Origin of the sequence: Microbacterium sp. CCH5-D1, assembly GCF_001557335.1 — a bacterium.
Taxonomy (GTDB): domain Bacteria; phylum Actinomycetota; class Actinomycetes; order Actinomycetales; family Microbacteriaceae; genus Microbacterium; species Microbacterium oxydans.
The window spans coordinates 1-15414 of the sequence record NZ_LSJW01000086.1 but is presented as its reverse complement, the minus strand read 5'-3'; the positions used below and the strand labels follow the sequence as shown (position 1 = coordinate 15414).

11 protein-coding genes, 1 tRNA gene and 1 pseudogene are annotated in these 15414 nt (G+C 67.8%); 6 read left to right on the top strand and 7 right to left on the bottom strand.

Annotation, left to right across the window (positions count from 1 at the left end; translation table 11 throughout):
• The 3 genes and pseudogenes from AX744_RS05965 to AX744_RS05955 form a co-directional block, all read right to left on the bottom strand.
• A pseudogene (locus AX744_RS05965) lies at positions 1–380 on the bottom strand (CDP-glycerol glycerophosphotransferase family protein); the annotation flags it as partial.
• The gene (locus tag AX744_RS05960) at positions 377–1630 is read right to left on the bottom strand and encodes a CDP-glycerol glycerophosphotransferase family protein (RefSeq protein ID WP_061015802.1); all 1254 of its coding nucleotides are present in this window, start codon (positions 1628–1630) and stop codon (positions 377–379) included. The gene AX744_RS05960 and the pseudogene AX744_RS05965, both read right to left, overlap by 4 nt.
• Positions 1631–1679: 49 nt before the next feature.
• Positions 1680–3296 (bottom strand): S1C family serine protease, encoded by a 1617-nt coding sequence (locus tag AX744_RS05955; protein WP_058631854.1) that lies wholly within the window; start codon positions 3294–3296, stop codon positions 1680–1682.
• Between the two features lie 98 nt (positions 3297–3394).
• Here AX744_RS05955 and AX744_RS05950 point away from each other — a divergent pair, with 98 nt between their 5' ends.
• On the top strand, positions 3395–4600 hold the full coding sequence (locus tag AX744_RS05950; RefSeq protein WP_061015801.1) for an aminotransferase class I/II-fold pyridoxal phosphate-dependent enzyme: 1206 nt from the start codon (positions 3395–3397) through the stop codon (positions 4598–4600).
• On the opposite strand, the gene AX744_RS05945 is transcribed toward AX744_RS05950, so the two are convergent.
• Entirely contained in the window at positions 4597–5412 is an 816-nt protein-coding gene (locus AX744_RS05945; protein ID WP_061015798.1) for a carbon-nitrogen hydrolase family protein, read from the bottom strand. The genes AX744_RS05950 and AX744_RS05945 overlap by 4 nt on opposite strands.
• A 95-nt stretch (positions 5413–5507) precedes the next feature.
• On the opposite strand from AX744_RS05945, the gene AX744_RS05940 reads away from it, so the two are divergent.
• From AX744_RS05940 to AX744_RS05930, 3 genes are all read left to right on the top strand, one after another.
• A tRNA-Met gene (locus tag AX744_RS05940) sits at positions 5508–5581 on the top strand.
• Positions 5582–6198: 617 nt separating this feature from the next.
• Positions 6199–6741 carry a hypothetical protein gene (locus AX744_RS05935; RefSeq protein ID WP_231728747.1) on the top strand — a complete coding sequence of 181 codons (543 nt, stop codon included), beginning with the start codon at positions 6199–6201 and terminating at the stop codon, positions 6739–6741.
• A 25-nt stretch (positions 6742–6766) separates the two neighbouring features.
• The gene (locus AX744_RS05930) at positions 6767–7861 is read left to right on the top strand and encodes a fatty acid desaturase family protein (RefSeq protein ID WP_061015794.1); all 1095 of its coding nucleotides are present in this window, start codon (positions 6767–6769) and stop codon (positions 7859–7861) included.
• 640 nt (positions 7862–8501) lie between these two features.
• On the opposite strand, the gene AX744_RS05925 is transcribed toward AX744_RS05930, so the two are convergent.
• The 3 genes from AX744_RS05925 to AX744_RS05915 all read right to left on the bottom strand — a co-directional run bounded on the left by AX744_RS05925 (position 8502) and on the right by AX744_RS05915 (position 12932).
• Positions 8502–8846, bottom strand: a complete 345-nt coding sequence (locus AX744_RS05925) for an arsenate reductase/protein-tyrosine-phosphatase family protein (RefSeq protein WP_061015792.1) — start codon at positions 8844–8846, stop codon at positions 8502–8504.
• Between the two features lies 1 nt (position 8847).
• Positions 8848–11754: a UPF0182 family membrane protein gene (locus AX744_RS05920; protein ID WP_058631840.1), complete on the bottom strand. Its 2907-nt coding sequence runs from the start codon at positions 11752–11754 to the stop codon at positions 8848–8850.
• An 86-nt stretch (positions 11755–11840) separates the two neighbouring features.
• The gene (locus AX744_RS05915) at positions 11841–12932 is read right to left on the bottom strand and encodes a YlbL family protein (RefSeq protein ID WP_082738422.1); all 1092 of its coding nucleotides are present in this window, start codon (positions 12930–12932) and stop codon (positions 11841–11843) included.
• Positions 12933–13050: 118 nt separating this feature from the next.
• Between AX744_RS05915 and AX744_RS05910 the strand changes: the two genes are divergently transcribed.
• Entirely contained in the window at positions 13051–14460 is a 1410-nt protein-coding gene (locus AX744_RS05910) for a zinc-dependent metalloprotease (RefSeq protein WP_046749545.1), read from the top strand.
• A gap of 131 nt (positions 14461–14591) precedes the next feature.
• A partial coding sequence (locus AX744_RS20215) for a hypothetical protein (protein WP_061015788.1) occupies positions 14592–15414 on the top strand: 823 nt, incomplete at its 3' end.

Here is a 15414-nt window from a genome sequence, read left to right as displayed (position 1 = left end):
CCCGCCTGCGCGACGTAACGCTCCTCCAGGGTCGAGCGGCCTTCCGCGGTCTCGTAGACCGGGTCGATCGGAGCGGCGATGCGGACGGTGCCTGCGTTCACGGCGACGCGGACCCCGGTGAGCACCGTGGACGGCAGCTGCAGCTCATCCAGATCGACGCCGGGGATGCGCAGCTCGTATGCTCCGGTCGGCAGCGGGAGGGACGGGCCACCCCACCGCGACGCCTGCAGAGGGAAGGTCGCCTTCCAGGTTCTCCCTCCGCCGGTGAGGCGGGCATCGACCTGCGCTCGCGGACCCACCAGCTCTGCCGCTTCCGGTCGCTGACCGGTCCCTTCGATGATCAGGGCCTCCGCCGCGTCATCGATGCGGGCCGTTGTCATACTGCTCCCTTCGGCGCGGGTATCCCCCGCGCGCGGATGACCTGGTACACACGCTCGGTGTTCCGTCCGTCCCGATATGCATGCATCTCCGCGCTGAGCGTAGCGGAACGCTCGGACGCCGCGTCACGCACGGCATCATCGCCGAGGAGCGCGTCGAGCTGCATCAGCAACTGCGTCCAGTCGGAGGCCGCATCGGGCCCCGCGACGTCCTCGAACCGGCCGTAGAACCCGCGGGTGCGGCCGTACTCCTCCGCATCAGGAGCCAGGAAGAGCACGGGCATCCGCAGCAGACCGACGTCGTACGCGAGCGAGGAGTAGTCGGTGATGAGCACGTCGACCGCGGGAAGCACGGGGGTCACGTCCGCCAGCAGAGAGGAGCCGAGCGCGCGCACCCGCCTGCTCGGAAGCGGCGGCGCATACCCGCCCTCGCCCAGCGGATGGGAGCGCACGAACAACACGGCGTCGTGTTGCTCGAGCACACGCAGGATGCGGATCCACTCCTCGCCGGTGGGGACCGCGGGGTCGGCGGCGCCGTCGCGCCAGGTCGGCGCGTACAGGATGGTGCGCGAGGTCTCGGAGACGTCGCCCGCGACTCGACAGAGCAGGGCGGACGCGCGCGACCTCACCTCATCCGCCGGTCCGGAGGAGAGCACGTCGACGCGAGGCTCCCCCGTGACGACGACGCGCTCGTCGCCGAGGCCGAACGCCGACTCCAGGCGCCCTCTCGCGCGATGCGAGGCCGCAGGGAGCACGCGGATGCGCTGGGCGGCCGCACGGTACAGGACACCGACCGCGCGACTCAGCAGCGCCGCTCCGGGGACGGCGGGGACCTCCGTCGTCGCCCGGGAGTCCAGCCCGATCCGCTTCAACGGGATCCCGTGCCAGAGCTGGACGACGAACCCGCCCCCGTTCGCGTAGCGGTTCACGTCGCCCAGTCCGTGGGTCACGACGAGCACGCCCGCCCGCGCTGTCGCCCACCAGCCTCGCAACCCGCTCTTGCGGACGAAGCGGATGCCGAGTGCGGCAGCGTCGTGGTCCTCGCGCTCCGAAGACGTGAGCCATACCGTGTCGTGGCCGAGCCGCGCTGCGTGGCGCTGCAGCGCGAGAGCGCCGTCACCGACCCCGGCTCCACAGCCGAAGACCCAGCGCCGTCCACGCGGCAGCACGAGCGTGCCGATGCGTCCGACGGCATACAGCGGGATCCGGAGCAGCTTGGCCGCATTGCCGGTGCCGAAAGAGAAGGACGCCACTCCGCGAGCCTATCGCGGGGTGGCGTCTTTCTCTGTGTGTGAGGCGTACTCAGCCGGCGAGTTCGCCGAGCGTCACGTCGACGTCGTAGTCCTTGCCTCCGCGCACGTACGTGACCTTGGCATCGCTGCCGGCCGCAGCCGCACGGACCTGGGCGGTGAGATCGCTCGCACTGGTGATGGGGACACCGTTGAACTCGGTGACCACGTCACCCTCCTTGATGCCGGCGGCCGCCGCTGCGCCGCCCTCGTTCGCCTTGGCGATGTAGGCCCCGGAGACGGTCGCTCCCTGCACGCTCGAGGCGTCCTGCACGGAGGCGCCCAGCAGACCGTGCGTCGCGACCCCGTCGGCGATGATCTCGTCCGAGACGCGCTTGGCGATGTTCGACGGGATGGCGAAGCCGATGCCGATCGAGCCCGACTCCTCGGAGCTTCCCGAACTCGCGATCGCGACGTTGATGCCGATCAGCTCGCCCTTGCTGTTCACCAGAGCACCACCGGAGTTGCCGTGGTTGATCGCCGCGTCCGTCTGGATCACCGCGATCGAGATGGAGTCGGAGGTCTGCGGCGTGCCGCTGCCCGGGATGTCGAACTGGAACGGTCCCTGTCCCTGCCCCTGATCGGGCGTCTGCTGCTGATCCGGCGCATCCTGCGACGAGGAGTCGGGCAGCGCGGAGGAGGCGATCTGGATGCTCCGGTTCAGGGCGCTCACGATGCCGGTCGTGACGGAGTTCGCCAGTCCCAGCGGTGCGCCCAGCGCCACGGCCGTGTCTCCGACGTTGAGCTTCGAGGAGTCGGCGAACTCCATCGGGGTGAGCCCCTTGGCATCCTTCAGCTTGATCACGGCGAGGTCGTAGATCGGGTCGGTGCCGACCACGGTCGCCTCGAAGATGCGCCCGTCCGACGTCGTCACGCGGATCGTCGGATCGGCGACCGCGCCGCCCAGCGTCACGACGTGCGTGTTGGTGAGCACGTATCCGTCGTCGCTGATGATGACGCCGGACCCGCTGCCTGCCTGGTCGGAGCCGGCGACCTCGATGGTCACGACGGAGGGAAGGGCTGCCGTGGCGACGGCGGTCGTCTCGTTGACGGATCCGGGGTTGTTCACCGTCACGGTCTGCGGCCCTGTGGCCGTGCCCGACGACGGGCGGTCCTGGATGCCGTTGAGCAGCGCCCCTCCGCCGAATCCGGCGACTCCGCCGACCAGGGCTGCGGCCACGATGAAGGCGGCGAACTTCGCGCCGCCACGAGGCTTCTGCTCCTTGGTCTTCGTCCCGTCGCCGTGGGCGCCGTACGGAGCGCCGTCGCCGAGAGGCTGGGTGGGCTGCGTGTGCGCGGTCGCGGTGGGGATGCCGAACGCGGCTCCCTGCGCAGTGGCCGTTCCCGGTGCGCCGGCGGCCGGTGCCGCGTAGCCGTGCGGAACCGGGGCGATCACGGGCGCGGCCGGGGCCTGCGAAGTGAAGGACGACGGCATCTCGTGGCCCTGTGTCGGCGCGGCAGCGGCCGGAGCGACAGGCGCCGACGGCACGGATGGCGACGCGGCAGAAGGCGCGGTCGAGTCAGCGGCGGCGTTCGTCGCCGGCTGTGCGGCGACCTCTGCGGCCTCGGTGGACGGCACGGCGTCGTTCGACGCGGGTACCGACTGGTCCTGGGGGTTGTCTTCGTTCATGGTGTGTGCTCCTTCGACGACCATTTCAGAATGACGCCTGTATCTGTGCGTTCCTTATGTCGAGGATGAGTTTCAGCTATGGCCTTAGCCTGTTCTTCATGAGTGTCATTCCCGGCGCATGGCGGCGCACGGCAGCGGGTGCAGGTCTGCTCGCTGCGGACGGAACCGTCGCGCCCACCATCTTCGCAGAGATGTCGGCGGCAGCGGCCAGAACCGGTGCCATCAATCTCGGGCAGGGCTTCCCCGACGAGGACGGTCCCGCCGAGGTTCTGGAGGCCGCACGAGCGGCCATCGCGAGCGGAGCGAATCAGTATCCGCCCGGTCGCGGCATCCCTGATCTCCTCGAAGCCATCAGCGCGCATCAGCAGCGCTTCTACGGGCTCTCGGTCGATCCGGCCACCGAGGTGATCGTGACCGCAGGGGCGACCGAGGCTCTCACCGCGACCCTCCTGGCGCTCATCGACGGCCCCGAGGACGAGGTGGTCGTGTTCGAGCCCTACTACGACTCATACGCGGCCGCTGTGGCCCTCGCAGGGGCAGCCCTTCGCACGGTGCCGTTGCGGGCTCCGGACTTCCAGCCCGACCTCGAGCGCCTCGCCGCGACCGTGAACGACCGCACCAGGATCATCCTCGTCAACGACCCGCACAACCCGACGGGCGCGGTCTTCGGGCGCGATGTGCTCGAGGAGGTGGTGCGCCTCGCTGAGAAGCACGATGCGATCATCGTCACAGACGAGGTGTACGAGCATCTGGCGTTCCATGCCCCGCACACGCCGATCGCCACCCTTCCCGGAGCCGCCGACCGCACGCTCACGATCTCGTCCGCCGGGAAGACCTTCTCCGCGACGGGATGGAAGATCGGGTGGGTGCACGGGCCTTCCGCCCTGATCACCGCAGTACTGACCGTGAAGCAGTATCTGACGTATGTGAACGGCTCGCCCTTCCAGCCCGCCGTCGCGGTGGGGTTGCGGATGGACGACGCGTACTTCGCCGACTCCGCAGCGTTGCTTGCACGCAAGCACGGGATCCTCGGCGATGGTCTGCGCGCGGCGGGCTTCACCGTGCACGCCCCGCAGGGCGGCTACTTCACCGTCGCCGACGCGACCGGCCTGGGCGGAGGAGACGCCGCTGCATTCTGCCGGGCCCTGCCGGAGCGCGCCGGTGTCGTGGCGATCCCGCTCACGGCGTTCGTCTCCGCTGCACACAGGAGCGAGTACTCGGGTCTGGTGCGATTCGCCGCCTGCAAGCGCGTCGAGGTGCTCGAGGAGGCGGCGACCCGCCTCGCCGCTCTGTCCGGCCGCTAGGCCCGCACGGGCTCGACGGCATACCGTCGTGCCCGCAGCGAGGGGTTGGTCACGCGGACGCGCTCGATCATGTCCCGCTCCACGGCGGCGACCGCGATCCCCGGGCCGGTGCCCACTCCGGCGAGCACGACGCCCTGGGGGTCGACGATCTGCGAGTGCCCGACACCGATAGGCGTCGGATGGTCGGCCGCGAGCACGTACACGGTGTTCTCGATCGCGCGCGCGGCGAGCAGTGTCGTCCAGTGGTGCTCCTTGAGCGGACCTCTCACCCACTCCGCCGGCACGACCAGGACGTCGGCCTCCGCGTCGACGAGAGAGCGGGCGACCTCCGGGAATCGGAGGTCGTAGCAGGTCATGAGCCCGAACCGCAGACCGCCCAGGTCGAAGGTGGCCGCGACTCCCACCTCGCCGGGCTCGACCCAATCGGACTCCGTCTGCCCGAACGCGTCGTAGAGGTGCTGCTTGCGGTAGACCGCGAGCACGCCGTCGCCGCGCACCGCCACGACCGTGTTCCGGACCCGCCGCTCGTCGGATGCCCGTTCGGCGAGGCCGGCGACGATCACGACCGCGTACTCCCCCGCCAGCGCCGTCAGCGTCGAGACGAACTCCCCGTCGAGTTCTTCCGCGTTCGCCACCAGGCTCTCGTCCATCGGGTCCACGAAGTAGCTGGAGTACTCCGGGAACACGATCAGCTTCGCGCCGCGCGCAGCCGCAGCTGATGTCAGCTCGGCTATCCGTTCACGATTGTCGGCTCGGGATGCGGTCGGCGCGAACTGGCACACGGCGACGGGGACGGCTGCGGTCTCGGACATGTCTCCATCCTCGCGCATCGACACGCCCGGGGCCCCGTCCGGAGGGCCCCTCGATTAGACCGACCCCGGAATCCGTGATAAGTTTCTTCTTGTGCCGCGGGGTGGAGCAGTTCGGTAGCTCGCCGGGCTCATAACCCGGAGGTCGCAGGTTCAAATCCTGTCCCCGCAACAAGATAGGCCCCGAGATCACTACGATCTCGGGGCCTTCACCTTTTTAATCGCGCACGACTCGACAGATTCGGTCGAGAATATGCAGCCATCGGCTCACGGTCCGGGTGGACAGCAGCGAAGTGCAGCACAGCGAGATCAGCAGGCTCCTCCACTCCGTGATGTTCCCGATCCAACGCATCGTGCAGGGCGAGAGTCATCTTCAAACGATTCTGGCTGAGATAGTCACATGCTTCCGTGAACGCGCGACACGGCGACTCGACGGAACGTTGTATAGCTGCTGGCCGACCTCAGGCGGTGCGCCCGTCGCGGGTCTGGGGTCCCCTGAGCGGCGGACGCACCTTGCGAGAACAGGGTTTGCAAACAGCGGAAGGGCCCTCACGAGGAGAGCTCCATCGCACTGCTAGTAAGAGCCCCGCCGACCAGAACGACGCCTCCAAACTCCCCAGAAGTTCGGGCCGCGCTCTAGTCCGAACCGTACACCCGCGATACCCCCGCTACACCCCCCGTGATCAACGCCTTCCAACTACTGCAGGGGACTTGGGTCGCACCGTAGCGTGTGCCTGCGGTGCGAGACCCTTCGAGGTGGCACCTCGGGGTGGCCGGAGAAACGTACCTGTGAGCGCGTACAGCTTGAGAGCGTACCGTCGGCAAATGAGTACACAACTGAAGAACGATTCCCCACTCGGGCTGGGGACGGTGCTCGTCGGATCTCTGCCGGCGAAGCTGATGACCGACGAAGCGCCCGACCGTTACACCGTGGAAGCGGTGTTCACCCGCCAGGCAGATCGCGACGAAGTCACAGCGATCCATGACGGCACCACCCGCGATTACTTGTCGACGAAGGGGTATCCCACCGTCGAGTTGCACGTCTCGGATCGACGCCTCGAGATTTACAACACGAACCTGGAAGAGCTCCGTGACGGCCTCGCACAGGTCATCGCCGAACACCTGTCGGAGATGACTGCAGCGATTCGCGCCGAGCGCGAGGTCGCGTCCGCGAGGCTCAACGATGCATCCGAGCGGGAGCAGGCACGCGCTGCCGCCGTTGCGGCGTTGGCGGAGTCGGTCACTTTCTCCTCCAGCACCCCGAACGCGGATGGCGATACCTCAGCGCGTGCAGATGATTGGATCAGCGAGGGCGGCGCCGCCCGCAGCTAGCGGACACATCCGCCTGGAGGTCATCATGACTACCGTCCGCAGCACGTATCCCCGCGACCGTTCGGACGCGGGACAACGGGTCGCGAGCCCGTTTACAGATCTCGCACAGCAAGTCCGGGACCGAGGTCTCCTACGACGCCGCTATGGGTACTACTGGACGAAGCTGATCGCAGCTCCGGTGGTCGTCGCGGCGTGCCTCGCAGCGTTTGTGTGGATCGGTGAGTCGTGGTGGCAGCTGGTCACCGCGGCGGCACTGGCGGTCGTGTTCACTCAGATCGCGTTCTTGGGGCATGATGCCGCGCACCGGCAGATCTTCTCTTCAGGGAAGTGGAACGATTGGGTGAGCATCGTCCTCGGGGACCTGCTCGTGGGCATGAGCTACGGGTGGTGGCAGCACAAACACACTCGCCACCACGCCAACCCGAACAAGCTCGATGCTGATCCGGATATCGAACTGCCCGTGATCGCCGTCACGCCGGAGACTACGGCGAGGCACCGCAGTCCCGTGTTGCGATGGTTGCGCGGGCATCAAGGCCTGCTCTTCTTTCCGATCCTGCTGCTTGAGGGGCTGTCGTTGCATGCGTCGGGCGTTCGGCGCGTTCTCTCGGCTGGCAAGCTTCCGCGGCGGTGGGCGGAGATCCTCTTCCTGACAGTCCGGATCGGAGGGTACTTGCTGCTGGTGTTCGTGGTGCTCTCCCCAGGGATAGCGTTCGTGTTCCTTGCTGTCCAGCTGGGGTTGTTCGGGTTCTACATGGGCATCTCGTTCGCGCCGAACCACAAGGGCATGCCCATCGTGCCGCGCGACATGAAACTGGACTTCCTCCGCCGCCAAGTGATGATGAGCCGCAACGTTCACGGAAGCCGTGCCCTAGACGTGCTCATGGGGGGCCTGAACTATCAGATCGAACACCACCTCTTTCCCTCGATGCCGCGCCCGCATCTGCGTCGCGCGGCCCCCATCGTCGCCGCGTACTGTCACGACAACGGGGTGCCGTACGCTCAGGTCGGACTGCTCACGTCCTACAGAATCGTGGTCCGCTACATCAACCGTGTCGGACTAGGAGAACGCGACGTCTTCACCTGCCCGCTCATCCAGACGCGGACTGCCATCGGCGCGTAGACCACATCATCGACGCCATCGACAACAGCGACCTCGCGCTCCCGGGGAGGTTTTGAATGGCGAAGTATCGATATCAGGCCGTGCGTGCGCTCCAGCCATCCCCGGAACACCGGACAACTGAAGATGTGTTCAGCTCCAGTCGAATCGTGCGCCAGTATGAGTTAGGTCCTAGCCAAGCGCGTTCCGCGCGTCTGAGAAGATCGACGGATGCGGAACCTGTCGACATCACCAACGCTGAGCGCCATGTCTGGGGCGAGGTGTCTGATGGGTGGCGGCTGCTCGATAGCCCGCAGTTCTCCGTGATCGAGGCGCGAGTGCCGGCAGAGGGCCCAGGGGACGCCGCTGACGCGCGAGGGCGAAAGCTCGACACATTCGCTCGACAGAAATCGGACGCAATGCCTGATTCGCGGTGATTTGCGCTGATTGGATGACCCCACGGAGAGACCCGGTCAGCCAAAGATTGCGCAAACCAGCACAAGCTTTGTAGTAGGGGCGCCTAGCTCCCGGAGGTCGCAGGTCCAAATCCTGGCCCCGCAACAAACGACAGCCCCTCCGACTCGGAGAAATCCAGTTCAGAGAGACTTTCGCTTTCTCTGTTCATCCTGAACCGCATCAGCCGCAGCGGGCAGCGGGCAGCGAGTCAGAGGAGTTCGGCCACCAGGCGCTCGATCCGGGTGCGGATGTCGTCGCGGATGGGACGGACCGCTTCGATGCCCTGCCCTGCGGGGTCATCGCGCTTCCAGTCCTCGTAGCGCTTCCCTGGGAAGAGGGGGCAGGCATCTCCGCATCCCATCGTGATCACGACGTCCGACGCCTGGACGGCTTCGGTGGTGAGCACCTTCGGCGCCTCCGCCGCGATGTCGATACCGAGCTCGGCCATGGCGTCCACCGCGATCGGATTGATCTGATCGGCCGGTATGGACCCGGCGGGGGTCGAGACACGAATGGGCGCCCCGAGGGACGCCCATTCGAATCGTTGCCGCAGGTCAGTTGCCCGCGGAGTCCAGCTCGATCAGCTTCTGGACCGCGGCAGTGAGGCGCTCGTCGGCCTCGGCGAACTTCGCGAGGTCACCCGCCTTGAGCGCGGTCTCGCGGTCGACCAGGGCCGCCTGAGCGGCCGCCAGTGCGTCCGCCTGGGCGTCCGTGGGCTGCGAGGGCTCCGTGGGGACCTCTCCGGTGTCCGGGACCTCGGCGTTCGGATCCGGCTCCACCGTGTCGTCACCGCCGGTCGCACCGGAATCACCGCCGAACAGCGTGTCGAGCGCTTCCGTGAGCGTGTTCTCGAACGCGACGCGATCACCGAACGCCACGAGCACCTTCTGCAGTCGCGGCAGCTGGGTTCCCTCGGACGACTGTACGTAGACGGGCTGCACGTAGAGCAGACCGCCACCGACGGGCAGCGTCAACAAGTTTCCGTAGATGACCTCGGACTCCCCCTGCTGGAGCAGGTTGAGCTGGGGGACCACCGACGTGTCGGAGTTGTACGTGTTCTGCACCTGGCCGGGACCGGGGACCGTGGTGTCGGTGTCGATCTCGAGCATGCGCAGCTGGCCGTAGCCGTCCGCCTTCACGCCCTTCTCCGACCCCGCATCGGAATCCACCGCGAGGTAGCCCATGAGCACGTCACGGCTTCCTCCCGCGCCCTGCGAGTTCGGGATGAACGTGGAGAACATCGAGAATCTCGGGGCGTCCTGACCCGGCATCTGCATGGTCAGGTAGTACGGCGGCTGCAACATCGACTCGCTGCGCGGATCGTTCGGCGTCTGCCAGCGGTTGTCCTGCTGAGCGAACGATCCGGCCTTGTCGACGTGGTAGACGCCGAGGATGTCGCGCTGCACCTTGAACAGGTCGGTCGGGTAGCGCACGTGACTCATGAGCTCACCGGACATCTCGCTGATCGGCTTCAGCGTCGACGGGTAGACCTTCTGCCAGGTCTTCAGCACCGGGTCCTCGTCGTCCCACGCGTACAGCGTCACCGAACCGTCATACGCGTCCACGGTCGCCTTGACCGAGTTGCGGATGTAGTTGATGTCGTCGATGGCGAGCGTCGGCGACGGGATGTTGGAGTCGGCGATCGCGTCCGACAGGCTCACGCTCGTCGAGTACGGGTAGGTCTGGCTGGTCGTGTAGCCGTCGACGATCCAGACGATGCGACCGTCCACCACGCTCGGGTACGGGTCGCTGTCGAGCTCGAGGTACGGCGCGACCTTCTGGACGCGCGTCTTGGGGTCGCGGTCGTACAGGATCTGCGAGTCCTCGTTGACGAGGTTCGAGAACAGGATCTGCTCTGACTGGAACTTCAGCGCGTAGAGCAGCTTCGTGAACGTGTCGCCGATCTTCGGACCGCCGTCGCCCTCGAACGTGGTCTTCGTCTCACTCGAGCCGTCCTTGCCGCGCGGGTAGTCGATCTCCGCGGGCTCGGAGTCCTTGGGGGCGCCGACGATCGAGTACTCGGGCGAGTTCTCGCCGAAGTACACACGCGGTTCGAAGTTCTCGCGGTCGGACAGGAAGCCCGAGGTCGGGATGCCGCGCTCGAGGAACACGGGCTCGCCGTCGGTGGTGCGCTGGTTGCCCGCGGCGGCCACGAGACCGTAGCCGTGCGTGTACACCGCGACACGGTTGTTCCAGTTGTCGCCGTCGCCGAGGCCCGACATGTCGAGGTCGCGCACAGACACCACGGTGTCCTGCATCTTGCCGTCGATCTCGTAGCGGTCCACGTCCATCGTGGTCTGGAACTGGTAATAGCCGCGGTACTGCTCGAGCTGACGCACCGTCGGCGGGATCACCTTCGGGTCCATGATGCGCGTCGAAGCGGTGGTCTCGGCGTCTGCGCGCAGCTGGCCGGCCTCGGCGTCCGTCTTGGCGGCGAACGGCGTGGTCTCGAGGTCTGCCACCCCGTACGCCTCCTTGGTGCCGTCGATGTTCCGCTGGTAGTACTCGGCCTGGTAGGCGTTCTGGTTCGGCTTCACCTGGAACGTGGTGACGACCCAGGGGTAACCGATGCCCACGACGAGCGATGCCACGATCAGCAGGGCGGTCGCCGCCAGCGGGAAGCGCCAGCGCCCGATGACGGCGGTGACGAAGAAGAGTATCGCCACGACGGCGGCGATGATGGCGAGGATCGCGAGACCGGGGATCGTCGCGTTGACGCCCGTGTAGGCCGCACCGGTGATGCGGTCGTCGGGCTCGACGAGGGTCTTGTACTGGTCGAGCCAGAGGCTGGCGGCCTGCACGAGCAGGTAGAGGCCGGCGATCACCGCGAGCTGGATGCGGGCGGGCTTCGAGATGCGCAGCTCGCCCTGGCCGATGCGCACAGAGCCGTACAGGTACGACACCAGCGCGGTCACCAGCAGCGAGAGCAGGAGCACCGCGGAGACGAACGCGAGCAGGATCGAGTAGAACGGCATCGCGAACATGTAGAAGCCGGTGTCGATGCCGAACTGGGGGTCGACGTCGGACGTCGCCACACCGTTGGCCCAGAGCCAGACCGTCTTCCACTGCCCGGCGGCAGCGAAACCGGCGAAGAGACCGAAGAAGATCGGCATGCCCCACATCGCCAGGCGACGGAGCGGTTCGATGACCTCCTGGTAGCGATCCAGCTGCGAACTGAGCCGGACGTACACGGGACGGAGCCGGTAGGCGAGCTGGATGACGACGAACAGCGGCACGGCCATCCCGAGGAAGCCGACCACGAACATCACCGCCGTGGCGATCCACTGCGTCGTGAGGACGCCGGTGAAGCCCACCTGGTCGAACCAGAGGAATTCCGTGTAGAGGGAGGCGAACACGAAGAAGACCGCGATCAGTGCGGCGATGATCACCAGTGAGATGCCGAGGATACGTCGGGACGTTCGAGGCGTGGCCGGATTCGGAGCTGAGGGCGAGGAGGTCACCCCTCCATCCTAGGCATCGCTCACTGTGCGCAGGCTGTCATCCCGGTCACGGGGCGGTCACGGCGTGGTCGCAGCAGCTTCCGCGCTCACCGGTCGGCGACGTCGCACGTCGGGAGCGCAGCGACGTCTCCGTCGTCGGCGATCACCTGCAGGGCGGCCAGCGACTCGTCGAGGGTCGCGGTGCGGATCACCTGAAGCCCGTCGGGCACATGACCCACGACCTCGTCGCAGTTGTCGGCCGGCGCGAGGAAGTACTCCGCTCCGGCATCTCTGGCGCCGTAGAGCTTCTGCCGGATGCCGCCGATCGGGCCGACGGTGCCGGCCGCGTCGATCGTTCCGGTACCGGCGATGTCCTTGCCGCCGTTGAGTTCGCCCTCGGTGAGCGTGTCGATGATGCCGAGTGCGAACATCATCCCGGCGCTCGGCCCGCCGACGTTGTCGAGCTGGATCGTCACGTCGATCTCGAAGTCGTAGTCGGTGCGGAGGGTGATGCCGATGAGCCAGGCGGTCTTGTCCCCCTCGGCGTGCTCCTCCGGGGTGACCTCGACGGTCTGCTCGGCGCCGTCGCGCACCACGGTGAGCTGCACCGGGGCTCCTCCCGCCGCCTGGATCGCCTCTCTCAGCTGGGTGGCCGAGGTGAGGGCCGTGCCGTCGATCGCGGTGATCACGTCGTCGGCTTCCAGGACGCCGTCGGCCGGCGAGTCCGCGACGGCATCGACCACCACGACCTGCGCGCCGGTGTCATAGCCGAGCTCGTTCAGCGCTGCCGCCGTCGCCTCGTGCTGGGAGTCGACCATCAGTGTGGCGTTGCGCTCATCGCGCTGTTCGGTGGTCACGCCCTGGGGGAACACGGAATCGAGCGGGACGACCGCCTTCGACGAGTCCATCCAGGCCAGAGCGAGCTCGAACCAGCTCGGAGTCCGCTCACGGTTGCCGACGACCTGCACCGTGGTCAGATCGAGGGTGCCGGCGGTCTCGAACGTCTCCGCGCCTTCGACGCTGATGAGCGGCACCTGCTCGCCGTCCGCGCCCTTCGCGGTGCCGAGCGTGTCGTACACCGGCCCCGGCCGCTGGATCACATAGGGCGACGGAAGGAAGGTGAGCAGGACCAGCGCGAGGAGCGCGACGATCAGCGCCCAGACTCCGAGTCCGAGCTTCCCAGACCGCGTTCGATCCACTGCATTCCTCCGTCGTTCGCGAGCGGCGTACACCGATCTGCCCGCATCGGGTTCGCGCGCAGAAACCTGTGACTAGCGTAGATGCCACGGCAACAGAACTGCTGAGAGGGCGAGTGACATGGCAGACAACGACCCGACACCCGAGGACTTCCAGGAGTTCCTGCGGAAGATGCTCTCGAACCAGGGCGGCGGGGACATCGACCCCGAAGCGCTCAGGGGCGCGTTCGAGGGGATGGACGGATTCACCCTCGACCCGGCGATGATGCAGACCATCATGTCGCAGCTCCAGGGCGCCTTCGGCGGTGATCCGTGGGAGAACGCCCTGCGCCAGGCCCTGTTCATCGCCAATCGCGACGGGCAGGGAGTGACCGACGGTTCCCGCACCTCGCTCGCCGATTCCTTCGCGCTCGCGAACCTGTGGCTCGGCGAGGCGACGACGATCTCCGAGCTCTCCGAGGCTCCGACGGCGATGACCAGGGGCGAGTGGGTCGAGAAGACACTCCCGGTGTGGAAGGAGATCGCCGACCCGGTGTCGACGAGCATCGCCGACGCCCTGACCTCGGCGTTGGACACGCAGGTGCCCGAGGACATGCGCGGCGTCGTGCAGGGAGCGGGGAAGCTCATGCGGGGCCTGGGCGGCTCGGTGTTCGCCGCGCAGTTCGGGCAGGTTCTGGGAAACCTCTCGCTCGAGGTCGTCTCCGGTGGCGACGTGGGAATCCCCGTGCTCCCTGCGGGGACCGCGGCCATCATCCCGCAGAACCTCACGGCGTTCGGGGAAGGGCTCGAGATCCCGGAAGACCAGATCGCGCTGTACCTCGCCACCCGCGAACTCGCCTACGCACGGCTCTACCGGCACGCGAAGTGGCTGCACCTGCACGTGATGGCGCAGATCACCGACTTCGCACGGGGAGTCACCGTGGACGTCGACGCTCTGGAAGACGTGGCCAGTCGCCTCGACCCCTCCGATCCCGAAGAGCTTCGCGCGGCCATCGAGGGCGGCGCGCTCCTCCCCGTGCAGAGCGAGGCGCAGCGCGAAGCCCTGACCCGTCTCGAGAACCTCATCGCGACGATCGACGGCTGGGTGGACGTGGTGACCGCCGAGGCGACCTCCCGTCTGCCGGACGGCGCCCGTATCGCGGAGGCCGCTCGACGCCGTCGTGCCGTGGGCGGACCGGCCGAGGACGCGCTCGGCGCGCTGGTCGGGCTCAAGCTCCGCCCCCGTCGGATGCGCGAGGCATCCGCGATGTGGCAGGCGGTGACGGATGCTGTCGGCATCAGCGGCCGCGACTCGCTGTGGGACTACCCGGACCTCATGCCGACCGCCGAGGACATCGACGACCCGAGCGGGCTCGTGGCTCGCCTCCAGGCCGCAGAGCGCGGCGAGCAGCCCGTCGCCGACGAGTTCGATGAAGCACTGGCCCGCCTGCTCGACGGCGACGACTTCTCGCAGGACAGGCCCGCGGACCAGAACTCCGCGGATTCGGACGGAGACGACGACGCAGCGCCGGAGGGCGACCGACCGGTCTGAGCACGACGGGTGCGGCCGAGGGAGCTCCCTCGACCGCACCCGCCCTCCCCCGTCTGGCGGATCCGGAAGAGTTCTCCACCGATGCCCGCAGACGGCCCCGCACCGCCCGGTTCCTCTCCACAATCGGAGAGATGCCGCTGACTCCTCCACTCCTCACCCGCCTGGACCCGGGCTCTCCGCTGCTCTGGCGAGACGAGCGCACGCTCCAGCTCGGCGACGATGACGGTCCCCGCTTCGACGCCGCGGAGCCCTGGGTGGAACGGTTGCTCAGCCGGCTGCGCTCCGGGTTCCGCCGCGGCTCCTTCGACGTGATCGCCCATGCGGCCGGCGCACCGCGGGAGGCGGCACGGATGCTTCTCGCTCGACTCGACGCGCTCCTGGTCGACGACCCCGCGCCCGCCCGATCGGCCTGGGTGGAGAGCATCGGTCTCTCGGACGGCCGCGGCGAGTATCGCATGCGGGAAGCGCTGACGGACGAAGGAATCACCCTGGTCGAGATCGGTCGGCGACCCGGTGTCGGTGTCGTGCTCGTGAACGGAGCGACCGCCGCGCTGCAGTTCGCCCGCTTTCTGCGCGAGGACACCGCGCACCTGCCCGTGTCGTTCGAGCCGGGCAGGGTCACCGTCGGGCCGCTCGTGGTTCCCGGCGCATCGGCGTGCCTCGCATGTCGCGACGCCCATGCCCGAGACCTCGAGCCGGCCTGGCCGCTGCTGCACGCACAGATGATCGGCCGAGACTCCGGTCCGATCAGGGCTGCGCAGGTCGCCGAGGCCGGGCGACTCGCGGCTGTGCTTCTCGCCGATGACGCCACGGCCATCGGACGCACGGTGCGGGTCAGCGCTGACGGCTCGCTCGCGTGGCGTTCGGTGACGTTTCACGAAGAATGCCGGTGCCGCGGCCCGTGGTTCCCATCTCGGCGAGGAACCGAGACCGTGCGCGCTCTCCCCGACCCGC